This window comes from Microbacterium hydrocarbonoxydans (assembly GCF_011752045.1).
In the GTDB taxonomy this organism is placed as follows: domain Bacteria; phylum Actinomycetota; class Actinomycetes; order Actinomycetales; family Microbacteriaceae; genus Microbacterium.
Map to the genome: position 1 here is coordinate 265,342 of NZ_JAAKXW010000002.1, position 21,467 is coordinate 286,808.

The window sequence follows — 21,467 nt, forward strand, 5'->3', positions numbered from 1 at the left end:
GTCACACCGCGCCGATGAAGTTCCACGCGCCGATGGCCACCGCGACCCAGATCGCGACCACCGGGATCACGGCCGCCGCCAGCACGAGGACGGTGTCCTGCCAGGTCCACACCGACGCCCGCGCCCACGACCGCGGCCCGGTGCCCCCGAAGCCGCGCGCCTCCATCGCCGTCGCGAGCGAGGATCCGCGCCGGATGGCGAGCACGAACAGCGCGAACGCCATCCCCAGCGCCCGGCGGATCCGGCCCTGATCCGCGACGCCGCGGGCTCGCCGGGCGAGGCCGAGCGCGCGCCAGTCCTCGACGAGCAGCCCGAGCATCCGCATGCCGGCGAGCGCGCCGATGACGAATCGTGCCGGCAGCCGCATCCGCTGGGCGAGGTCGTCGGCGAGGTCGGTGGGGTCGACGGTGATGAACAGCACCACCGCGGGCAGGCCGATGGCCAGCACGCGCACCGCGGTGGCCGCGGCGAGCGACAGCGAGCCGTCGCTGACCCGCATCAGCAGCCACTCGAAGTGCACCTCTCCGCTGGTCACGCCGTACAGCGCGATCGTCACGGCCCCGAGCGGGGCGGCGATCCAGAGCGGGGCGGTGCGCGTCCAGAACTCCCTGACGCCGAGTCCGGCGAGCAGCAGCAGCGGGATCTCCAGGATCAGGGCGACGGATGCCGACACCACGTCGATCGAGAAGACGAGCGGCACCGAGACGAGCAGGGCGGCCGCCAGCTTGGCCAGCGCCGAGCGAGGGGCGATCGGTCCCGTGCGCTCCACGGTCGCGGTGAGCGGATCGATCATGATGCGGTCACCTCGAAGCGCCGGGCGTGCAGCGCGCGCAGCACGGCCTCGTCATGGCTGATGGCGACGATGGCGGTGCCCTCGTCGCGCAGTCGGGCGATGATGGCCACGAGCTCCGCCCAGGTCGTGGCGTCCTGTCCGAAGGTCGGCTCGTCGAGCACGATCACCCTGGGCCGCGTGGCGAGCGCCGCTGCGACGGTGAGCCGCCGCTTCTCGCCGCCGGAGAGCGTGTACGGGTTCGCCTCCGCGAGCGGTGCGAGCCGGAGCCGTTCGAGCAGCTCCTCGGTGCGCACGGCGATCTCCGCCTCGTCCAGCCGCAGCGCGCGGGGACCGACGGCGAGCTCCTCGCGCACGGTCTTGGCGAGCAGCTGATGCTCTGGCGTCTGCAGCACCGTCGCGATGCGCGTGAGCAGGGCCCGCGAGGACCAGCGCAGCGGGTCGGGCCTCTCGCCGGCGGCGAGCAGGGCGGATGCCGCCACCCGGCCGCTCTCCGCGGGGATCAGGCCGGCGAGAGTGAGGCCGAAGGTCGACTTTCCGGCCCCGTTCGCCCCGGTGATGCCGATGGCCTCGGCCTCGCGCACGTCGAGGTCGAGCGGGCCGGCGACGGGCAGGCCGCGCCTGCGGGAGACGACGAGTCCGTGCGTCTCGAGCAGCAGCTCGCCCGAGGTCCGCGCGGGGGGCGGCGGAACGGCGGGCGGGTGCCCCGGCACCCAGACCCCGGATGCGGCGAGCTCGGCGCCGCGCGCTCCGAGCACCTCTCCCGGCGTGCCGTCGGCGAGCACGATCGTGCCCTCCGGCTCCGCGCCGAGCACGATCACACGGGTGACGAGGGGCAGCCACACGTCGATGCGGTGCTCGATGACGACGAGGGTGGCGCCAGTCGCCTCGAGGGCGGCGGCGACGGCATCCCGCACGTCACGCACGCCCTCAGGGTCGAGGTTCGCGGTCGGCTCGTCGAGCAGGATCGCGCCCGGCCGCATGGCGAGCACCCCGGCCAGCGCGAGGCGCTGCTTCTGCCCGCCGGAGAGGGCGCTCGTCGCACGATCGAGCGGCACGTCGAGCTCGACGGCATCCAGAGCCTCGCGCACCCGCCACCAGGTCTCCTCGCGCGGGACGGCGAGGTTCTCGCATCCGAAGGCGACGTCGTCGCCGACCCGCGCGAGCATCGTCTGGGTGTCCGGGTCCTGCAGCACCATGCCGACCCGGCCGCGCGCCTCGGTCGCCGCGATGCCGTCGACGAGCAGCGCGCCGTGACTCTCGCCCTCGTCGGCGCCGCCGAGCACGCCCCCGAAACCCTGCAGCAGGGTGGACTTGCCGGAGCCGGACGCGCCGAGCAGCAGCACCCGCTCCCCCGGTTCGATGCGCAGGTCGACTTCGCGCACCGCCCAGCGCCGCCGGGTCGCGTAGCGCCATCCCCATCCGCGCGCCTCCAGCGCGGCAGGGGCGATCACGCGGCTCACACCCGTGCGGCGACCTCGCGGCCGGCGGCGAACCTGCTCAGGGCGCCGGTCGCGGCGAGGCCGCGTGCGATCAGCCAGGCGCCGAGACCCGCGATGACCGCACCGGAGACGGTGCTCGCCGCGATGTACACCGAGGTGAACAGCGCATCCGCGCCGGCGTACCAGAGGATCATGTCGTTGATGCCGCAGGCGACGCCGGCGGCCGCGCCGGCGAGGATCGCGACGGGCAGGCGCCACACCCCGTACAGGAACAGCAGGAAGATCAGCTCGGCGCCGAGGCCCTGGACGAGTCCGGAGACGATGGTGAGCGGACCCCACACGTTGCCGACGAGGGCGGAGATGACCGCCGCGACGAGCTCGGTGTAGAGGGCGGCGCCGGGCTTGCGGATGATGAGGCCGCCGAGGACGCCGGCGATCAGCCAGGGGCCGTTGACCAGCGCCTGCACACCGGGGAGCAGCGGGGTGAGGAAGCTGCTGGGGAGCTCGTAGCCGACGTTCCAGAGCAGGAAGACGGCCGCGCAGGCGACGGCGATGACGCTGGCGACGACGATGTCGACGACGCGCCAGCGCCAGAGCTGTGGCGAGCGGAGGCCAGTGGCTGAGGATGCCGATTCCGTGGCGGATGCGGGCGTGGACGTACTCATGATTGCTCCTCCCTGCGCTGGCATGACCCAGATCAGGTTCGACGGTCGAAGCGCGATTCGCTCCCTCTCAGCCCGGCTCGCCGGACTCCCGTGGTTGTGCGCACGATTCTACCGGTCCCGACACTCACCCGCACTCCCGTTGCAGGGGCGGGGTTCTCAGCCGGTATTCGGTACCGTGAGGAGGTGACCGTACCAGACTCCGCCGCGGTGCCCGCCGACGTGCCCGGCGATGAGCGCCTCGACGCCGCGGAGCTCGACACGCCCGCGACGCCCGAGACCGACGGAACCGCGTCCGCGGAGGCCGACGGAGTCGCCCCCGCCCCGGCCGTCGTGAACGAGGCCCTCGCGGCAGCGGAGCTCGAGGAGGCTGTCGCCGGAGGCACGGTGCGCGAGGCGACCGAGGACGGCATCCGTCCGGCCGCGCAGTGGGCCCCGGACGGACGCGGGGCGACCGCCCTCACCTGGGTCGACGATGCCGAGGTCGCGGAGCACGCTCCGATCGCCACGCTGGACGGCGAGGACGAGCAGGAGGTCGGCGCGGCCCTGCTGAAGGGCGCCCGCCTGCGGCCCGCTTTCGCCGCTCCCGGCGTGCTCGTCCCCTTCGGCATCCTCACCGGCCTCGTCGCCGTCTACGCCGGCTCGACCCTCCTCTGGCCGCTCCATGAGGTCGCCCCCACGGTGGAGGCCGCCGAGATCGCGCCGATGCCGGCGGACCCCGCGGCCGTGATCTGGCCTGCGCAGGGCAGCGCCGCGGTGGGGGTCGGCGGCATCGGCACGGCATCCTCCAGCCTCGACGCGGCGGCCATCGCCAGCGTGACCAAGGTCGTCTCCAGCCTCATGGTGCTGGAACGGATGCCGCTCGCACCCGGGGAGCAGGGGCCGGAGTTCGCTTTCACCTGGGCCGACAACCTCGAGTACTGGGAGTACCGGCGCGACGACCAGTCGGCGCTCGACGTGCCGGTCGGCGGCACGCTGACCGAGCTGCAGCTGCTGCAGGGCACGCTGCTGGGTTCCGCGAACAACTACATCGACCGGCTCGCCGCCGAGATCTGGGGTTCGGACCGCGAGTTCGCCGCCGCGGCGGAGACCTGGCTCCGCAGCCGTGGCATCGGGGGCATCACGATCGCGACGCCGTCCGGCTTCGACGAGCGCAACACGGCGACCCCGGCGGCGCTCGTGGAACTCGCCGAGACCGCCATGAGGAACCCGGTCTTCGCGAGCATCGTCGCGACGCCGTCCGTCGACCTGCCCGGTGCCGGCACGGTCGTCAACACGAACGGGATGCTCGCCGACCCGGGCGTGGTCGGCATCAAGACCGGCACGCTCGACGACAGCTGGAACCTGCTCACCGCGAAGGACGTCACGATCGGCGACTCGACGGTGCGGCTGTATGCGGCCGTGCTCGGACAGGCCGACGACGAGCAGCGCCTCGCCGCCACGCGGTCGCTGTTCGACCAGGTCGAAGCCGAGCTCACGACGCAGCCGCCCGCAGTCGCGAAGGGGACGATCGCCGGCACCGTGGAGACGCTCTGGGGCGAGAATGCCGAGATCGTCGTGGACGAGGATGCGGACGTCATCCTCTGGGATGCCGCCACCGCGCAGGCGACGGTGGACCTCTCCCTCGGCGACAGGCGCGAGGCCGGCGACGCGGTCGGCACGCTGACGACCACCGGCCCCCTGGGATCCGTCACGACAGCGCTGACCCTCGCCGACGACATCGACGGCCCGAGCCCGTGGTGGCGGCTGACTCACCCGCTGGAGCTCCTCGGCCTCGCCGACTCGCAGCGCTGAGTTCTGACGTCCCGCCCCGCCGCGCAGCGGAACGCCCCGCCCGGGTCGACCGGGCGGGGCGTTCTGCGGTGCGGCTCGGGCCGACGCGCGATTCAGATCGCGGTGCGGCTCAGGCCCTGCTCTCACCCTCGGATCTCTCGGCGATCGCCTCAGCAGCGGACGCCTCCGCCGCCGGGTTCTCCGCGCCGACGGATGCGCCGACACGAGCGTCCTCGGCTTCCTCGGCGTCGCCCGTGACGACGACCGGAGTGGCCCCGGTGAGAGCGTCCTCCGCGTCGATGTCGGCAGCGGCCTGCTCGAACTGCGACTGGTACAGGCGCCAGTAGGCGCCCTGCGCGGCGATGAGCTCGTCGTGCGTGCCCTTCTCCACGATGTCGCCGTGCTCCATCACGAGGATGAGGTCGGCGTCGCGGATCGTCGACAGCCGGTGCGCGATCACGAACGACGTGCGTCCCTGGCGCAGCGCCGCCATGGCGTGCTGGAGCAGCAGCTCGGTTCGCGTGTCGACGGCCGAGGTCGCCTCGTCGAGGATGAGGATCGACGGCTGCGCGACGAATGCCCTGGCGATGGTGATGAGCTGGCGCTCACCGGCCGAGACGTTCGAGGCGTCCTCGTCGAGCACGGTGTCGTAGCCCTCGGGGAGGGCGTGCACGAACCGGTCGACATAGGTCGCCTTGGCGGCGGCGAGCACTTCCTCGTCGGTCGCCGTGGAGCGACCGTAGCGGATGTTCTCGCGGATGCTGCCCGCGAACAGCCACGGGTCCTGCAGCACCATGCCGGTGCGGGAGCGCAGGTCGTCGCGGGTCATCTCCGAGATGTCCTGCCCATCGAGCAGGATGCGTCCGCCGCTGAGCTCGTAGAACCGCATGATGAGGTTGACCAGGGTGGTCTTGCCTGCACCGGTCGGCCCGACGATCGCGACGGTCTGCCCGGGTTCCACCCGGAACGAGAGGTCCGTGATGAGCGGCCGGTCCTCCGAGTAGGAGAACGCGACGTTCTCGAACTCGATGACACCCTCTCCGCCGGTCGGGGTCGGCGCGTCCTCTGCATCCGGGTCCTGCTCGTCGGCGTCGAGCAGCTCGAACACCCGCTCGGCGGATGCCGTGCCGGACTGCACGACCGCGGCCATGCCGCCCAGCTCCGCGAGCGGCTGCGAGAACTGCTGCGAGTACTGGATGAACGCCTGGACGTCGCCGAGACGCAGCTGGCCGCTGGCGACCATGAGGCCGCCGAGCACGGCGAGGCCCGCGTAGCTGAGGCTGCCGACGAAGGTCATCGCCGGCATGATGATGCCCGACAGGAACTGCGCCTTGAACGCGGCCTGGTACAGCTCCTCGTTCTCCACCTGGAACCTGTCGAGGGCGTCCTGCTCGCGACCGAACACCTTGACCAGCGCGTGACCGGAGAAGGCCTCCTCCACGCGCGCGTTCAGCCGGCCGACCTTGCGCCACTGGGTGCCGAAGGCCTTCTGCGAGCGCGGGCCGATGATGCCGAAGATCACGCCCATCAGCGGCAGTGCGATCAGCGCGACGAGCGCGAGCTGCCAGGAGATCGAGAACATCATCACGAGGACGCCGACCACCGTCAGCACCGAGGTGAGCGCCCCCGACAGCGACTGCTGCATGGTCTGCGTGATGTTGTCGATGTCGTTCGTGACTCGCGAGATCAGCTCGCCGCGCTGCACCTTGTCGAAGTACGACAGCGGTAGGCGGTTGATCTTCGCCTCGACCTGCTCGCGAAGGCGCCACATGGTGCGGACCATGATCACGTTGATGACGAAGCCCTGGATCCAGCTCAGGAGGGCGGCGACGACGTAGATCGCGAGCACGAGGGTGATCACCCCGCGCAGCGCCTCGAAGTCGATGCCGTCCCCGACGGCGAAGTCGCTCATGTTGGCGACCTGCGCGGCGAAGTCATCCTGCCCTGCGGCGCGCAGCGCCTCGACGACGGTCTCCTTCGGGGTGCCGGCGGGGAACCCGGGGAAGTCTCCCTGGGGCTGGCCGAGCATGTTGGTGACGAAGCCCTCGTAGACGAGGTTCGTCGCCTCAGCGAGGACCTTCGGCGCGATGACCGTCAGCACGACGCCGATCGCGCCGAGGACCGACACGAACACGAACCAGATCGCAGAGGGCTTGAGAAGCCCGATCATCCGACCGAAGCTCTTGCCGAAGTTGTCGGCCTTGCCCGGTGCGACGCTGTCCCAGTCGCCGGAGTTCTGGCGGGCCTGCTCGGCGAGCTCCGCCTCGTACCGCTCCTCCTCGGTCATCTCGGTCTCCGCCGTCGCCGTGGCCGCGGCCCGGGCCGCCGCCATGCGCTCGCGACGGCTCTGCGGCTTGTCCTTCTGAGGGGCGTTCTGCGCGCTCATGCGTCCACCCCCAGCTGCGACTCGACGATCTCGCGATAGGTGTCGCTGGTCTCGAGCAGCTCCTCGTGGGTGCCGACGCCGACCATGGTTCCTCCTTCAAGGACGACGATGCGATCGGCATCCGTGATCGTCGACACGCGCTGCGCGACGACGATCTTCGTGACGTGCGGGAGCTCCCGCCACAGCGCCTGCCTCAGGCGGGCGTCGGTGGTGAGGTCGAGGGCCGAGAACGAGTCGTCGAAGACGAGGATCTGCGGCTGGTGCACGATCGCGCGGGCGATCGCGAGGCGCTGGCGCTGGCCTCCGGAGACGTTCGTGCCGCCCTGGGCGATGCGCGAGTTCAGCCCGTCGGGCATCTCCTCGACGAAGTCGCGACCCTGCGCGATCTCGAGTGCGCGCCAGAGCTCCTCGTCGGTGGCGTCCTCCCGGCCGTAGCGGAGGTTGGAGGCCACGGTCCCGGTGAACAGGAACGGACGCTGCGGCACGAGGCCGATGCTGTCCCAGAGCGCCTCGACGTCCGCCTGGCGCACGTCCGTGCCGCCGACGGACACGGCCCCGCCGGTCACGTCGAAAAGCCGGGGGATGAGGGAGACGAGCGTCGTCTTGCCTGCGCCGGTCGAGCCGACGATCGCGACGGTCTCCCCGGGCTGCGCGGCGAAGCTGATGCCGTGGAGCACGGGCGAGTCGGCACCGGGATAGGTGAACTCGACGTCGTCGAAGGCGACGGAGCCGGGGACGGGGAACTCGACGACGCCGTTCTCCGGACGGGTCATGGACGACTCGGCGTTCAGCACCTCGCCGACGCGCTCGGCCGAGACCGCGGCACGGGGGATCATCATCGCCATGAAGCTCGACATGATGACGCCCATCATGATCTGCCCGATGTACTGCATGAAGGCGAACAGGGTGCCGATCTCGACCGTGCCGTTGTTGACCTCGATGCCGCCGAACCAGATCACCGACACGACCGTGACGTTGAGGATCAGCATGAACACCGGGAACAGCAGCACGAAGAGCGAGCCGACCTTGCGGCCGACGACCATGATGTCGGTGTTGGCCTCGCGGAATCGGTCCTCCTCGATGCGCTCGCGCACGAAGGCGCGGACGACGCGGACGCCGGTGAGCTGCTCGCGCATCACGCGGTTCACGGCGTCGAGCTTCTTCTGGTAGCTGCGGAACAGCGGCACCATGCGGCCGATGATGAGCCCGGCGACGATCAGCAGGACCGGGACGGAGACGGCGATCAGCCAGCTCAGCCCCGCATTCGTCACGACGGCCATGATGATGCCGCCGATGGCGAGCAGCGGGGCGGTGACGAACATCGTCGCCCCCATCATCGCGAGCATCTGGACCTGCTGCACGTCGTTCGTGTTGCGGGTGATCAGGGAGCCGGCGCCGAACTGCGAGACCTCGCGCTCGGAGAAGCCGCTCACGCGCGCGAAGACGTCGGCGCGGATGTCGCGGCCGGCGCTCATCGCGGCGCGCGCGGCGAAGTAGGTGGCGATGACCGAGGCGACGATCTGCCCCAGCGACACGACCAGCATGAACAGGCCGGTGCGCCAGATGTAGTCGGTGTCGCCCTGGGCGACCCCCTCGTCGATGAGGTCTTTGTTCAGTGTCGGGAGGTAGAGCGAGGCGAGGGCGCTGGCGAACTGGAACACCAGCACGCCCACCAGCAGCCACCGATATCTGGAGAGGTAGCGGACGAGTATCTTTCCGAGCACAGGCGGACTTCCTTGTGGGATCAGAGCGGCGGATTTCCCGGCAGGCGGATGCCGGCCGGCAATCGGCCGCATCACAGCGTGCCACGACCCGCGGACATTCGCATCCCCCTCAAGGGGGACCTTCGCTGACAGCGAAACAAATCCCTTCCGGCCTGCGGTTTCCGCAGTCGGATGCGGCGATTTCTGCACTCGGACGAAGAATCGGACGCCCTTGTCAGACCCCTGGCTTCGTCATGTGGGGTCGTCCGTTCGCGGGGGTGCATCAGGATGGATCGGAGCGCTCGCGAGGCGAGCCCGGAACAGCAGGAGGATCTGTGAGCATCGAACGCATCAACCCCGGCGCGCGGATGAGCGCGGCCGTCGTCCACGACGGCACCGTGTATCTCGCCGGCCAGGTCGCCGAGGGCGCCGGCGTCGAGGAGCAGAGCCGCGCGGCGCTGGCGCTCGTCGACGATCTGCTCGCACAGGTCGGCAGCGACCGCTCCAAGCTGCTGTCGGTCACGGTCTACCTCGCGGACATGGCCGACTTCGCCGGGATGAACTCCGTCTGGGAGACGTGGATCGACACCGCGAACCCGCCGGCGCGCGCGACCGTCGAGGCGAAGCTGGCCACCCCCGACTACCTCGTCGAGTTCTCGGTCATCGCCGCGATCTGACCGGCCGGATGCCGCCTGTGCCGGGGCGCCGGGCTCAGAAGAGCACGCGCTCCGGCACGTAGGCGCGCGCGTCGGCGCCGGCATCCGGGGCCAGGTCCGCGATGGTCGGCGGATCCCAGCGCGGGTTGCGGTCCTTGTCGACCACCTGCGCCCTGATGCCCTCGACGAGGTCCGGATGCTGGGTCACGAACCACATCACCCGGCGGTACTCGCCCTCCAGCGCCTCCCGCAGGCCCGGCATCCCCCGCGCCTCGCGGATCGCGTCGAGGGTGACGCTGAGGCCGGTGGGGGCCAGGCTCTCCAGCAGGTCCACGGCGGCGGCGGCATCCGTCGTCCCCTGGGCGCGCAGACGCTCGACGATCTCGGCGACGGTGTCGGCGGAGAACGCCTCGTCGATCCATGCACGCGCGGCCGGCAGCATCGAGGGCTCCGGAGTCTCGTCGAAGAGCAGCACGATCTCGGCGGGGCCGGTGGGGTCGGCGCGGTACGCGAGCGCGTCGCGCAGGGTGTCCAGGCGATCGGAAGGCACGAAGTAGTCGGCGAAGCCGAGGTGCAGGGCATCGGCGGCGCTCATGGTGCTGCCGGTCAGCCCGAAGTACTCCCCGAAGCGTCCGGGCGCCCGACCCAGCAGCCAGGTGCCGCCGACGTCCGGCGTGAAGCCGATGCGGGTCTCCGGCATCGCGAGCTTCGAGCGCTCGGTGACGATGCGGATGGCGGCGTGGCCGGCGAGGCCGATGCCGCCGCCCATCGTGATGCCGTCGGCGAACGCGACGACCGGCTTCGGATACTCGGCGATCATGGCGTCCAGCGCGTACTCCGCGCGGAAGAACTCCGCGGTGTCGCCGAGGCGGCCCTCGACGATCTGCGTGTGCAGGGCTCGCACGTCGCCGCCGGCGCACATGCCGCGCTCCCCCGCACCGTCGATGAGGACGATCTGCACATCGGTGTCCTCGCGCCACGCCTCGAGCGCCTCCGACATCAGGCGGATCATCTCCTGATCGAGCGCGTTGATCGCCTCAGGGCGGTTGAGGGTGAGCCGGCCGAGGGCTCCCTCCGTGCGGACGAGGATCTTCGGCGGAGCGACGGGAGCGGTTGTGGAGTCGGTCACACGTGCCAGGCTACTCCGCTCCCAGGATGCCGGAATCCGCAGGAAATACAGGGATAAGGGGCCTCTTCCGGCAGGATGGATGGAACTGCCCAATAAGGAGAGGTCGCGGATGCCCGACGGACAGGTGCTCGAGTTCACCCGCGTGACGAAGCGTTTCAACGACGTCACGGCGGTTTCCGACTTCTCGGCACGGGTGGAGCCCGGTGTGGTCACCGCCTTCCTCGGCCCCAACGGCGCCGGCAAGACCACGACGCTGCGCATCCTGCTCGGGCAGGTCCGGCCGACCTCCGGCACCGCGACGATCGGCGGCTCCGCGTACGCCGAGCTGCGGCATCCGCTGCGCACGATCGGCTCCGTCCTCGAGGAGACGATCTACCGGCCCCGCCGCACCGCGACCCGCCAGCTCACGATCGCCGCGAAGGCGAACGGCATCCCCCTGTCCCGCGTGGACGAGGTGCTCGCGCTCGTCGGCCTGGAGAACGAGGGCGAGGGACGCATCGGCAGCTTCTCACTCGGCATGCGCCAGCGGCTGAGCGTCGCGCACGCGCTGCTCGGCGACCCCGGCGCGCTCGTGTTCGATGAACCGGCCAACGGCCTCGACCCCGAGGGCATCCGCTGGATGCGCCTGCTCATGCGCCGCCTCGCCGACGAGGGACGCACCGTGCTCGTCTCCTCGCACGTGCTCAGCGAGGTCGAGCAGGTGGCCGACAACGTGCTCGTCCTCTCCAAGGGCCAGCTCGTGCTCTCCAGCGGCATCGAGCAGCTCGCCGACCCCTCCTCCGGTTCCGTGGTCGTCGACGCCGACGACCGGGCAGCGCTGCGCACGGCTCTCGCGGGCGCGGGCTTCGACATCGAGGTGCTCCGCTCCGGTCTGACGGTGCGCGGCGCCGACGCGAAGACCGTGGGTGCGGTCGCGGCTGACGCGGGCATCGCGCTGAGCACTCTCGTCCAGCGCGGGCCGACCCTCGAGGACGTCTTCATCGAACTGGTCCGCGGCGGCACCCTGACCCCGCGCGCCGAGGCCGCGGCGACCCAGCTCGTGCACCCGGAATACGCCGAGGCCGGGGCGCCCGCGGACGCTGAGGCCGAGGCCTCTGCCGGAACCCCCGAAGAGGCCACGCCGCCGGTGGAGGCGGAGTCGGTTCCCGGCGATCCCCTCGCTGCGGCCGTGCTGACCGCTGGTGCGGGTGCCGCGATCGCGGATGAGGCAGGTGCGGCATCCGCCGATGCGACGGATGCCGGCATCGAGAGCGCCGAGGGCGCGGATGCTGCAGAGCCCTCGCCTGCCGAGGAACCCGCTGACGGCGGAGACCCGGCGGAGGGCGAGACGTCGGCGGGGGCCGAGACGTCGGCGGATGCCGATTCCGCGGCGGCCCCGGGTTCTGAGGCGGAGCCCGCGTCCGAGGCGGACTCCGAGTCCGGATCCGAGCCCGCGTCCGTGGAAGGCGGGACCGATGCGGACGCCGGGGGCGAGACCGCGGAGGATTCCGACGACGCTGCGCCTGTCGGCACCGAAGCCGCTGAGGGAGCCGACGCCGGGCAGCCCGAGTCGACGGAGCCGGAGACCCCGCTTCTCCCCTTCACGCCGACGGCATCGCCCGTCGAGGACGATGAGCCCGAGGACGTCCCCGCACCGCCGCTGTCCTCGCTGTTCGCCACCCGGGCCGCAGCGCGCGAGGCCGAGGCCGAGCGCGCCGAGGCGACTGAGGGCGACCGCACCGATCCGTCCGGCGACGCGGATGCCGAAGATCCGGCATCCGACGCGCCGTCGTTCGACGACATCCTCTTCGGCACGGCTCCCGTCTCGGCCTCCGAACCGCTGAGCCTCGCCGAGCCGGAGGCCGAATCAGAGCCCGAGCCCGCGGCAGCGCCCGAGTCCGAGTCAGACGACGACGCCGCAGCAGACCCCGAGGCCGCAGCAGACCCCGAGGCCGAGCAGTCGAGCGCGGACGAGTCCGGCGACGACCAGCGCGCATCGGACGAGGATTCCGACGACGACGATTCCGACGACGAGGCGGACGAGGGGCACTCGGGCGTGGAGTTCTTCGAGGATCTCGAGGAGGCGGACGACGCCGAGGAGGGCTCCGCCGAGGAGGGCTCCGCCGAAGAGGACTCCGCCGAAGAGGACTCCGCCGAAGAGGACGTGGACCCGCGGTCCGCAGCCGTCAGCTCGATGCTCGCGGCCGCTGCGCGGGCGTACTACGAGGACGAGCCCCGCGACTACCCGTTCGGCACTCCTGCATCCGACGACGATGCAGCCGGCTCCTCGGAGCACGATCAGGAGGGCGAGGGCGCGCACTGGGCGGTCGCGCAGACCGGCGTCATCGACGCCGTCCCCGGAACCGAGGGCGCCGAAGAGCGCTCGGCTGACAGCGATGGCGATGCCCAGGTCGAGGAGATCCCCGAGGGCGAGGGCGCGGATGCCGACGGCGACGAGGAGTCGACCGACAGCGCGGATGCCGACCACGACGAGACCGGCGAGCAGGCCGAGAACACGGACGCGGAGCCGCAGCACGAGGAGCACGCCGGCGACGGCGCCGAGAACCACGACCACCACGAGGACCACGAGCACAACGAGCACCACGAGCAAGGCGAGCACCACGAGCAAGGCGACCACCACGAGCAAGGCGACCACCACCACGGCTGATCGCCCCGCGAACTGAGACGCCCCTCCGGCCCGAGGGCTGCGGAGGGGCGTTCTCGTTCAGAGGCTCAGGCGGGCCGGGGCCGGATCACCGGCCGGCGGCTCCCCTTGGCGACCGGAACCGGTGCGGTCGCGACGATCTCCTCGACATCGGCGGGTTCTGCCGACACGTCGAGCCGGAGCGCCTGCGTGAGCGCGAGACCGTGGCTCGTGGTGAGGATCAGGCGACCGTATTCCGCATCGCCGTCGAGGTCGATCACGACGCTCGGCCGGCGACGGCGGATCAGCACGAAGTCGACGCTGCCCGCGGCCTTCCACGACCCGGCTGCGACGACGCCCGGGATGTGCGTACCGGGGTTGGGGACTCCGCGGAGCCAGGTCCACGCGTCATCCGTCAGCTGCACCTTGGTGATCGTCTCGCGGGCGATGCGGAGGTTGTCACGGTGGAAGCTCACGGCGCGCTCGATCGGTGAGAGGACGATCTCCAGTCGCGTCCGGTCGAGCAGCAGCGTCACCATGGGTCCAGTCTGCCAGCGGCACCCTGCCAGTTGTCTGCATCTTGTTCACAGGAACGCAACGATCCCTCGTCAGATTTCCTCATCTCACTCCTTCCGAGTTTCGAACATCTGTACTAACATAGTCATATGAGCACCCGCCGGATCGACGAGATCGAGCAGCGTCGCGCGCTGCTCGATGCGTGGGTGGCGAAGCGGCGACAGATCGCGCAACTCGAGGCCGAGGCGAGCGCTCTGCTCGCCGATCGCCAGCGGCTGTGCGAAGAAGACGCTCAGGAGACTCCGTTCCACCGCGACGCGATCGAGCGGGCGATGCATGCCGAGTACGCGGCGGCAGGCCGTATCGCGAAGGGAACCATCGAGCGCGCCTTCGCCGATGCGGCCTTCCTCGCTTCCAGCCACGCGATCGTGCGGGAGTCCTTCCAGCGGGGTGCGATCACAGCGGCACACGCGCACGAGATCATCGAGGCCGGTCATGTGGTCCGTCAGGCCATCAGCGATGGCCGGGCGGATGCCGAGACACAGCTGCTCTACGAGACCGCCGCCGTCGTCACGGCTGAGGGCGACACCCCCATGCGCACCCGCGCGCGGGTCCGGCAGATCGCGGCGTCCCTGGCCGGCGAGACGATCGTGGAAACCCACCGGCGGGCAGCTTCCGAGCGCTCCGTGAAGGTCCGGTCTGTCGGCGACGGCCTGGCGCTGCTGCAGATCCTGCTGCCCGAGTATCTCGCGCTGGCGATCCTCGACCGGCTCACGCAGCTCTCACGGCAGGTCATCGCGACGCGCGGTGACCGCGAGCCGGTTCTCGACTCCGGCGTTCACGATGTGCATCCCGATCCGATCTTCGCCGAAGACCTCGGCCCCGACGATCCCGCCCTCGACGAACTGGACGCCCTCGACGACCACATCATCTTCGGCAAGGACGGCACGTTCGCCCTGGACCCCGATCTGGACGTGGAGCACCTGCCGACCGACGAGCGCACGATCGACCAGGTCCGCGCCGACCTCGCCACCGATCTGCTCCTCGCGTCCGACCCCAGTGAGGCGAACGGCACCGGACTCGATGGCATCCTGGCCCGCATCCAGGTGACCGTCGCCGCCACGACCCTGGCCGGCGCCGACGAGCGCCCCGCCGAACTCGACGGCCATGGCCCGATCCACCCCGATATCGCGCGAGACCTCGCCGGCAGGAACGGCGGGTGGACTCGTCTTTTCCACGACCCCAGCGGGATGCTCACTCAGACCGACACGTACAGTCCGACCGAAGGCATGCGCCGTTTCCTGCGCGCACGCGATCAGCACTGCCGATTCCCCGGATGCCGGATGCCCGTGCACCGATGCCAGGTCGACCACAACCACGACCACGCCAAGGGCGGTCGCACCGAGATCAGCAACCTGGGCCACTTCTGCACCGCGCATCACGTGCTCAAGCATCCCGACGTCGACGAACGGCACCGCTGGTCCGCGCGCCAGCTCCCCGACGGAAGCTTCCAATGGACCAGTCCGCTCGGCCGGCTCTACATCGATCCCCCGCCTCGACGCGTGATGTTCGTCTGACGCGCGTCGGTCGCACCACGCCGGGTCCTTCTCTCCCGAACCTGCTTCCTCAGCGCTTGCGCGATCCCAGACCGCGTGATCGCAGGCCGGCGCGTCAGGCCTGCGCGGATGCTGCCGCCGCGGCCGCTGCCGGGAGCGCCTGCTCGATGCGGGCGAGCTCCTCGTCGCCGTGCGCGGCGGTGAGGAACCAGGCCTCGAAGACGCTCGGCGGAAGGGCGACGCCCTGCTCCCGCATCGAGTGGAAGAACGGGGCGTACCGGAAAGCCTCCTGCGCCTGAGCCTCCCGGTAGTCGCGCGGCGCGGTGGCACGGAATGACGCGTTGAACAGGTTGCCCGCCTTCGCCACGGCGTGGGTCACGCCCGCCGCGGTCAGCGCCTCGCCGAGGGAGCGCGCGAGACGCTCGGATGCCGCGTCCACGGTCGCGTACACCTCGGGCGTCGCGAGCCGGAGGGTGGCCAGGCCCGCCGCCACCGAGAGCGGATTCCCCGACAGCGTTCCCGCCTGGTACACCGGGCCGAGCGGGGCGAGGAGGTCCATGATCTCCGCGCGTCCGCCGAGTGCGGCCAGCGGCATCCCGCCGCCGACGACCTTGCCGAAGGTGATGATGTCCGGCAGATACTCCTCGCCGGCCGCTGCCTGCAGGCCCCAGAACCCGGCCGGGTGCACGCGGAACCCGGTGAGCACCTCGTCGAGGATCATCAGGGCGCCGTGCGCGTGCGCGGTCTCGGCGATGAGGCGGTTGAAGCCCGGCTCCGGCGCCACGACGCCCATGTTCGCCGCGGACGCCTCGACGATCACGGCGGCGATCCGCTCGCCGTGCTCGGCGAACACGGCGTCGAGCGCCTCGGGATCGTTGTAGTCGATGACCAGGGTCTGCGCGGCGATCGGAGCGGGGACGCCGGCGGATCCGGGGAGCGCGAGCGTCGCGACGCCCGATCCGGCCGCGGCCAGCAGTCCGTCGGAGTGGCCGTGGTAGTGACCGGCGAACTTCACGAGCAGGTCGCGTCCGGTCGCACCCCGGGCGAGACGGATCGCGGTCATGGTGGCCTCGGTGCCGGTGGACACCAGACGCACCCGCTCCACGGGGCGGGCGTCGCCGAACCGCACACGATCGGCGATCAGCGCGGCCAGCTCGACCTCGCCCTCCGTCGGAGCGCCGAACGACAGGCCGCGGGTGGCGGCCTCCTGCACGGCCGCGACGACCTCGGGGTGCGCATGACCGAGCAGCGCGGGCCCCCAGGAGGCGACGAGGTCGACGTACTCGCGCCCCGCGGCATCCGTCACCGTCGCGCCCTTCGCGGACGCGAGGAACCGCGGGGTGCCGCCGACCGAGCCGTAGGCGCGCACCGGCGAGTTCACCCCTCCGGGGATCACCTCGCGGGCAGCGGAGAACAGGTCGTCATTGCGGTCGGTCATGGATGCTCCAACGGATGCGGCAGGGACAGGTCGTGGACGGCGCTCAGCCGCGCAGCCACCGGGCGGCCTCGGTCGCCCAGTAGGTGAGCACGGCATCCGCACCGGCGCGGCGGATCGACAGCAGCGACTCCAGCACGGCGGAGCGGCGGTCGATCCAGCCGTTCGCGGCGGCCGCCTCGATCATCGCGTACTCGCCGGACACCTGGTATGCCCACACCGGAATGCTGACGGTGTCGCGCACCTCGCGCAGCACGTCGAGGAAGGCCATGGCGGGCTTCACCATCACGATGTCGGCCCCTTCGGCCTCATCCATGACGGCCTCGCGGATCCCCTCGCGGCGGTTGCCCGGGTCCAGCTGGTAGGTGCGGCGGTCGCCCTTGAGCTGCGAGTCGACGGCCTCGCGGAAGGGGCCGTAGAAGGCGCTCGCGTACTTCGCCGCGTAGGCGAGGATCAGGGTGCCGGTGAAGCCCTCGGCGTCCAGCGCCCCGCGGATCGCCGCGACCTGGCCGTCCATCATGCCCGAAAGGCCGAGCAGGTGGGAGCCGGCGCGCGCCTGCGCGAGCGCCATCGCGGTGTAGCGCTCCAGCGTCGCGTCGTTGTCGACCGAGCCGTCCTCGGCGAGCACGCCGCAGTGCCCGTGATCGGTGAATTCGTCCAGGCACAGGTCTGTCTGCACGACGAGGGCGCCGCCGACCTCGGCCGCCAGCGCCTCGGTGGCCAGATTGAGGATGCCGCGCGGGTCGTCCGCCCCGGAGCCCTGCGCGTCGCGCACGGCGGGGACGCCGAAGAGCATCACGCCGGAGACGCCGGCCTCGGCGGCCTCCACGGCCGCGGCACGCAGCGAGTCCATCGAATGCTGCATCACACCGGGCATCGACCCGATCGGCGACGGCTCGCTCAGCCCCTCGCGCACGAACAGGGGCAGCACCAGATGGCGCGGCTCGAGGGACGTCTCGCGCACGAGGTCGCGGACGGCCGGCGACTGCCGGAGCCGCCGGAGCCTGGTCTCGGGGAAGCTCACGGCGCGAACTCGTCCGCCGCGTGCGGGAGGGTGAAGTGGGAGACCGCGTCGATGAGGGCGTCCACGGTCTGCCGGTCGGCGACGACCGTGATGGGGAGGCCCGCCTTGCGTGCGTCCTTCGCGGTGCGCGGGCCGATGGCGGCCAGGAGCGTCGAGTCGGGGATGTCCGGGAACTGCTCGCGCACCTGCTCTGCGACCGAGCCGCTGGTGATGAGGATCGCGTTGATGCGGCCGTTCTGCACATCGCGCATGATGCGATCGGTGACCGGCACGCCCACCGTGCGGTACGCCACGACGCTGTCGACGTCGTGCCCTGCGTCCTCCAGCAGCCTGCTGAGCACCGGCTTCGCGATCTCGCTGCGGAGGGCGAGGATGCGCTGCGGCTCCGTCGTCAGCGCGATGAGCTGCTCCGCCATGCCCTCGGCGGAGTTGTCCTGCTCCGGGACGAGGGCGACCTCGTAGCCGACGGCCTGGAGGGCCGCCGCCGTGGTCTCGCCGACCGCTGCGATCCTCGTCTTCTTCGGAACGACGGCCCGGTGCGCGAACATCACGTCGACGGTGGTCGCGCTGGTGATGGTCAGCCAGTCGTACGCCCCGGCAGCCAGCTTCTCGAGCGCGGTGTCGAGCGCGGCCTGGTCGGTGGTCGCGGCGAAGTTGATGAGCGGCGCCACGACGGGCACCGCGCCCTGAGCGCGGAGGCTCGCGGCGACGCCGTCGCCCCACGGTCCACCGCGCGGGACGAGCACGCGCCAGCCGTTCAGCGGGCGGTCCTGCTTTGAATCAGTCATGAGGAATGCTCTCGGGAGACGAGGTCAGCCGCCCCTTTTTCGAGCAGCCGACGGGCAAGAATGAGCCCGAGCTCGCGTGCGGCGTGCGTCGGGTATGCACCATCGGCAGCATCCGCTCCATTGCCACTGCCGTTCCGACGAATATACTCCCCGTTCAGGGCCTCCGTGACGTCGAGGCCGATCCGGCGCTCTCCGTCCTCGGAATAGACGACCGTTCTCACGCGGATGTCATCGCCCTCCACGACCGCGTGCGCGGCCATCGGCGCCTGGCATCCGGCGTCCAGCCCCTCCAGGATCGCGCGCTCCACGGTGATCGCGAGCCGCGTGTCCGGATCGTCCAGCTGCGCCAGTACCGCACGCAGCTCCGCGGGAGCATCCGTCGTCGTCTCCACCGCGAGCGATCCCTGCCCGGGGGCGGTCGGCCACTCGGCGAGGCCGAGGCCCTCCCAGCCCAGCGCCGCGTCCTCACGCTGCAGCGGCGAGCCGTCGCCGAGGCGGGACAGTCCTGCGGCGGCGAGGATCACGGCGTCCAGCTCGCCGGAGGAGACCCGCGCGAGCCGCGAGTCGACGTTTCCGCGGATGTCGACCACCTTCGCGTGCGGGGCACGGCGCCGCACCTGCGCGATGCGCCGCGGCGATCCGGTGCCGACGGTGCTGCCTGCCGGGAGCCGGTGCAGCGGGGTGCCGTCGCGGGTGATGACGATGTCGCGGGCGTCCTCCCGCACCGGGGTCGCCGCGATCGTCAGCCCATCGGGAACGGCCGTCGGCAGGTCCTTCAGGGAGTGCACGAGAATGTCGCACTCACCGGCGAGAAGAGCCTCGCGCAGCCGCGTGGCGAAGATGCCCTGGCCGCCGATCTCCGAGAGGGAGGCGCGGTTCGTGTCGCCCTCGCTCGTGATGGTGACGAGTTCGACGGGGCGGCCCGAGATCTTCTCCAGGGCCGCGGCGACGTGGCCCGACTGCGCCTGCGCGAGTGCGCTGCGCCGGGTGCCCAGCCTGATCGGAGTGCTCATGACGACGCCCTCACTGCAGCACGTCCGCGATCTCGTCGAACCGGAGCCGGCGTCCCGTGTAGAAGGGCACCTCCTCCTTCACGTACATCCGCGCATCGGTGTAGCGGAGGTCGCGCATGAGGTCGACGAGCTCGGTGACGTCGTCGGCCTCGAGCGGAAGCAGCCACTCGTAGTCGCCGAGGGCGAAGGCGGCGACGGTGTTCGCGATGACGCCCGAGAACGCGGCGCCCTTGCGGCCATGATCGGCGAGCATCTTGCGACGCTCCTCCTCCGGCGCGAGGTACCACTCGGGGGTCCGCACGAACGGATAGAGGCAGAGCCATCCCTTGGGCTCGACACCGCGGAGGAAGCCGGGGACGTGCTGGCGGTTGAACTCGGCGTCGCGGTGCACGCCCATGACGTTCCACACCGGGAGCAGCGGGCTGAGCAGCTCGGTGCGACGGAGGCGACGAAGCGCCTTCTGAAGCTCCTCGGCGGTCTCGCCGTGCAGCCAGACCATGAGGTCGGCGTCGGCCTTGAGTCCGGAGACGTCGTAGAACCCGCGCACGGTGACGCCGGAATCCTCGATGTAGGAGACGATCGTCTCGAGTTCGGTGGAGTCGGTCTCGGTCACGGGGGCGTCGGGGTTGCGTCGCCAGACCGCCCAGAGGGTGAAGCCGGACGGATTCTCTTCGCGCTCTTCGGACATGTCACCAGTCTGCCCGCTTTACGAGGAGGGCGCGAATGAGCGGTCGACAATCTCCGGCGCCCGACTTTGGTCGGCCGCGGGTCGCGGCGACGGCCGGGCGCCGCGACGTCAGCGGGACGTCGCCGTCGTCAGCGGGACAGCGTCGGCGTCAGCGGGACAGCGCGCGGGCGATCACCCACACCGCACCGCCGATGACCGCGGCGACTCCGACCGCTGCGGCGATCGCGCCGGCCGGGTTCTCGTCGGCGAAGCGGCGGGCCTTGGCCGCCGCACGCACCGACGCCTTCTCGATGCGGCGGGGGAAGTTGCCCTTCACCTCGATCGCGGCGAGCGCGGCCTTGAGCTCCGCCCGCGCCGAGGCGACCGGGTCGACGATCCCCGCGGGGACGGCCGTCCTGGGCAGGCGGCTCGCGTCAGCGAAGTTCGTCATGACCGGTCTCCTTCACGAGGCGGATGTCCTCCGCGACGGCCTGCGCCGGATTCTGCCGGGACAGCACCTTGCGGAACTTGAGGATGCCGAGCAGCGCGAAGAACAGCACGGCGAGGATCAGGATGCCGAAGACGGCGAGCGCCGACAGCCACACCGGCCACCAGGACGACAGGCCGGCGATGGCGAACACGAGGATGACCGGGACGGCCCAGAACAGGAAGAACAGTGCGACGAGGAACCAGACGGAGCCGATGCCGGCATCCTTCGAGGTCCTCGCGACCCACGCCTTCGCGGCGTCGATCTCCGCCTTGACGAGATTGGTGACCAGCTCGGGAAGGTCCCCGAGCAGTGTCAGCAGGCTGTCGTCCGCGCGATCGCGCCTGATCCTGCCTGTGCCGCTCTCGCGCACCACGTCACTCGCCAGTCTTCTCGGTGGTCGACGGCTTCTCTTCGACTCGCTTCGCTCGCTCAGTGCCCCGCTTCCCCGCGGTCTTCGCCTCGCTCCGCTGGTCACGGCGCTGGGCCTCCTCGACGGCCTCCTCGGTCGCCTCCGCGAGGTCCTCGGCGGCCTTGCGCCCGGTGGCGATGGCGGAGTCGAGCTTCTGGCCGGGGGTGCCGTTCGAGTTCACGGACTTGGCGACCTTGACGACGCCGTTCCACAGGGCCCCAGGGACCGCGGCGGCCTTGTCGCCGACGTAGTCCTTGACCTTCCCGACCTGCTCCTGCACAGGGTCGAGGTTCCAGACCTTGAGCCACTGCGTCTTGATCTGCTCATAACGCTCGCGCCCGGCACGCGTGCCGAGGACGTATCCGACGCCGAGTCCGACGACGAGTCCGATCTTCCCCTTCATGG

The 21,467-nt window shown here is 71.1% G+C and carries 19 protein-coding genes and 1 riboswitch; of the genes, 4 read left to right on the top strand and 15 right to left on the bottom strand.

The window, feature by feature from the left end:
• Position 1 precedes the first annotated feature (1 nt).
• The 3 genes from G6G98_RS09530 to G6G98_RS09540 all read right to left on the bottom strand — a co-directional run bounded on the left by G6G98_RS09530 (position 2) and on the right by G6G98_RS09540 (position 2,897).
• Positions 2-793 (bottom strand): energy-coupling factor transporter transmembrane component T family protein, encoded by a 792-nt coding sequence (locus G6G98_RS09530; RefSeq protein ID WP_164234687.1) that lies wholly within the window; start codon positions 791-793, stop codon positions 2-4.
• The gene (locus G6G98_RS09535) at positions 790-2,244 is read right to left on the bottom strand and encodes an ABC transporter ATP-binding protein (protein WP_243842075.1); all 1,455 of its coding nucleotides are present in this window, start codon (positions 2,242-2,244) and stop codon (positions 790-792) included. The genes G6G98_RS09530 and G6G98_RS09535 overlap by 4 nt, the downstream gene beginning before the upstream one ends.
• Before the next feature lie 5 nt (positions 2,245-2,249).
• On the bottom strand, positions 2,250-2,897 hold the full coding sequence (locus tag G6G98_RS09540) for an ECF transporter S component (protein ID WP_166706084.1): 648 nt from the start codon (positions 2,895-2,897) through the stop codon (positions 2,250-2,252).
• Positions 2,890-2,999, bottom strand: a riboswitch (TPP riboswitch). It overlaps the preceding gene by 8 nt.
• Before the next feature lie 81 nt (positions 3,000-3,080).
• Between G6G98_RS09540 and G6G98_RS09545 the strand changes: the two genes are divergently transcribed.
• Positions 3,081-4,688 (top strand): D-alanyl-D-alanine carboxypeptidase, encoded by a 1,608-nt coding sequence (locus tag G6G98_RS09545; RefSeq protein WP_164234686.1) that lies wholly within the window; start codon positions 3,081-3,083, stop codon positions 4,686-4,688.
• A gap of 109 nt (positions 4,689-4,797) precedes the next feature.
• Here G6G98_RS09545 and G6G98_RS09550 read toward each other — a convergent pair whose 3' ends face one another.
• Both G6G98_RS09550 and G6G98_RS09555 read right to left on the bottom strand, forming a co-directional pair.
• Complete coding sequence (locus tag G6G98_RS09550; RefSeq protein WP_084788156.1) at positions 4,798-6,999, bottom strand: ABC transporter ATP-binding protein; 2,202 nt, start codon at positions 6,997-6,999, stop codon at positions 4,798-4,800.
• A gap of 50 nt (positions 7,000-7,049) precedes the next feature.
• Positions 7,050-8,777: an ABC transporter ATP-binding protein gene (locus G6G98_RS09555; RefSeq protein WP_067347543.1), complete on the bottom strand. Its 1,728-nt coding sequence runs from the start codon at positions 8,775-8,777 to the stop codon at positions 7,050-7,052.
• Between the two features lie 314 nt (positions 8,778-9,091).
• Between G6G98_RS09555 and G6G98_RS09560 the strand changes: the two genes are divergently transcribed.
• Positions 9,092-9,433, top strand: a complete 342-nt coding sequence (locus G6G98_RS09560) for a RidA family protein (RefSeq protein WP_067347545.1) — start codon at positions 9,092-9,094, stop codon at positions 9,431-9,433.
• Positions 9,434-9,467: 34 nt separating this feature from the next.
• Here G6G98_RS09560 and G6G98_RS09565 read toward each other — a convergent pair whose 3' ends face one another.
• On the bottom strand, positions 9,468-10,541 hold the full coding sequence (locus G6G98_RS09565; protein ID WP_164234685.1) for an enoyl-CoA hydratase/isomerase family protein: 1,074 nt from the start codon (positions 10,539-10,541) through the stop codon (positions 9,468-9,470).
• Positions 10,542-10,620: 79 nt separating this feature from the next.
• Between G6G98_RS09565 and G6G98_RS17060 the strand changes: the two genes are divergently transcribed.
• Positions 10,621-13,188, top strand: a complete 2,568-nt coding sequence (locus tag G6G98_RS17060; protein ID WP_243842076.1) for an ATP-binding cassette domain-containing protein — start codon at positions 10,621-10,623, stop codon at positions 13,186-13,188.
• 65 nt (positions 13,189-13,253) lie between these two features.
• On the opposite strand, the gene G6G98_RS09575 is transcribed toward G6G98_RS17060, so the two are convergent.
• Positions 13,254-13,703: a hypothetical protein gene (locus G6G98_RS09575; RefSeq protein WP_067347555.1), complete on the bottom strand. Its 450-nt coding sequence runs from the start codon at positions 13,701-13,703 to the stop codon at positions 13,254-13,256.
• 126 nt (positions 13,704-13,829) lie between these two features.
• Here G6G98_RS09575 and G6G98_RS09580 point away from each other — a divergent pair, with 126 nt between their 5' ends.
• Entirely contained in the window at positions 13,830-15,257 is a 1,428-nt protein-coding gene (locus G6G98_RS09580) for an HNH endonuclease signature motif containing protein (protein ID WP_067347558.1), read from the top strand.
• Between the two features lie 94 nt (positions 15,258-15,351).
• Here the strand turns inward: G6G98_RS09580 and hemL are convergent, their stop codons facing one another.
• The 8 genes from hemL to G6G98_RS09620 all read right to left on the bottom strand — a co-directional run bounded on the left by hemL (position 15,352) and on the right by G6G98_RS09620 (position 21,465).
• Positions 15,352-16,674 (bottom strand): glutamate-1-semialdehyde 2,1-aminomutase, encoded by a 1,323-nt coding sequence (hemL, locus tag G6G98_RS09585; protein ID WP_164234684.1) that lies wholly within the window; start codon positions 16,672-16,674, stop codon positions 15,352-15,354.
• Between the two features lie 43 nt (positions 16,675-16,717).
• Complete coding sequence (gene hemB / locus G6G98_RS09590) at positions 16,718-17,695, bottom strand: porphobilinogen synthase (protein ID WP_164234683.1); 978 nt, start codon at positions 17,693-17,695, stop codon at positions 16,718-16,720.
• Positions 17,692-18,483, bottom strand: coding sequence for a uroporphyrinogen-III synthase (locus tag G6G98_RS09595; RefSeq protein WP_164234682.1), 792 nt, complete (start codon positions 18,481-18,483; stop codon positions 17,692-17,694). The genes hemB and G6G98_RS09595 overlap by 4 nt, the downstream gene beginning before the upstream one ends.
• Positions 18,480-19,496, bottom strand: coding sequence for a hydroxymethylbilane synthase (hemC, locus tag G6G98_RS09600; protein WP_067347572.1), 1,017 nt, complete (start codon positions 19,494-19,496; stop codon positions 18,480-18,482). The genes G6G98_RS09595 and hemC overlap by 4 nt, the downstream gene beginning before the upstream one ends.
• A 10-nt stretch (positions 19,497-19,506) precedes the next feature.
• Positions 19,507-20,184: a hydrogen peroxide-dependent heme synthase gene (hemQ, locus tag G6G98_RS09605; protein ID WP_164234681.1), complete on the bottom strand. Its 678-nt coding sequence runs from the start codon at positions 20,182-20,184 to the stop codon at positions 19,507-19,509.
• 148 nt (positions 20,185-20,332) lie between these two features.
• Positions 20,333-20,614 carry a hypothetical protein gene (locus G6G98_RS09610; RefSeq protein WP_067347579.1) on the bottom strand — a complete coding sequence of 94 codons (282 nt, stop codon included), beginning with the start codon at positions 20,612-20,614 and terminating at the stop codon, positions 20,333-20,335.
• Positions 20,598-21,026, bottom strand: a complete 429-nt coding sequence (locus tag G6G98_RS09615; RefSeq protein WP_243842077.1) for a phage holin family protein — start codon at positions 21,024-21,026, stop codon at positions 20,598-20,600. The genes G6G98_RS09610 and G6G98_RS09615 overlap by 17 nt, the downstream gene beginning before the upstream one ends.
• A 1-nt stretch (position 21,027) precedes the next feature.
• Complete coding sequence (locus G6G98_RS09620) at positions 21,028-21,465, bottom strand: hypothetical protein (protein ID WP_067347583.1); 438 nt, start codon at positions 21,463-21,465, stop codon at positions 21,028-21,030.
• Positions 21,466-21,467 lie beyond the last annotated feature (2 nt).

What these genes read in the sequence shown, in the direction of transcription:
- G6G98_RS17060 (WP_243842076.1), top strand. Translation starts at nt 10,621, where the DNA reads ATGGAACTGCCCAATAAGGAGAGGTCGCGGATGCCCGACGGACAGGTG.
- hemC (WP_067347572.1), bottom strand. Translation starts at nt 19,496, where the DNA reads ATGAGCACTCCGATCAGGCTGGGCACCCGGCGCAGCGCACTCGCGCAG.
- G6G98_RS09550 (WP_084788156.1), bottom strand. Translation starts at nt 6,999, where the DNA reads ATGGCGGCGGCCCGGGCCGCGGCCACGGCGACGGCGGAGACCGAGATG.
- G6G98_RS09540 (WP_166706084.1), bottom strand. Translation starts at nt 2,897, where the DNA reads ATGAGTACGTCCACGCCCGCATCCGCCACGGAATCGGCATCCTCAGCC.
- G6G98_RS09530 (WP_164234687.1), bottom strand. Translation starts at nt 793, where the DNA reads ATGATCGATCCGCTCACCGCGACCGTGGAGCGCACGGGACCGATCGCC.
- G6G98_RS09580 (WP_067347558.1), top strand. Translation starts at nt 13,830, where the DNA reads ATGAGCACCCGCCGGATCGACGAGATCGAGCAGCGTCGCGCGCTGCTC.
- hemL (WP_164234684.1), bottom strand. Translation starts at nt 16,674, where the DNA reads ATGACCGACCGCAATGACGACCTGTTCTCCGCTGCCCGCGAGGTGATC.
- hemQ (WP_164234681.1), bottom strand. Translation starts at nt 20,184, where the DNA reads ATGTCCGAAGAGCGCGAAGAGAATCCGTCCGGCTTCACCCTCTGGGCG.
- G6G98_RS09620 (WP_067347583.1), bottom strand. Translation starts at nt 21,465, where the DNA reads ATGAAGGGGAAGATCGGACTCGTCGTCGGACTCGGCGTCGGATACGTC.
- G6G98_RS09595 (WP_164234682.1), bottom strand. Translation starts at nt 18,483, where the DNA reads ATGACTGATTCAAAGCAGGACCGCCCGCTGAACGGCTGGCGCGTGCTC.
- G6G98_RS09575 (WP_067347555.1), bottom strand. Translation starts at nt 13,703, where the DNA reads ATGGTGACGCTGCTGCTCGACCGGACGCGACTGGAGATCGTCCTCTCA.
- G6G98_RS09610 (WP_067347579.1), bottom strand. Translation starts at nt 20,614, where the DNA reads ATGACGAACTTCGCTGACGCGAGCCGCCTGCCCAGGACGGCCGTCCCC.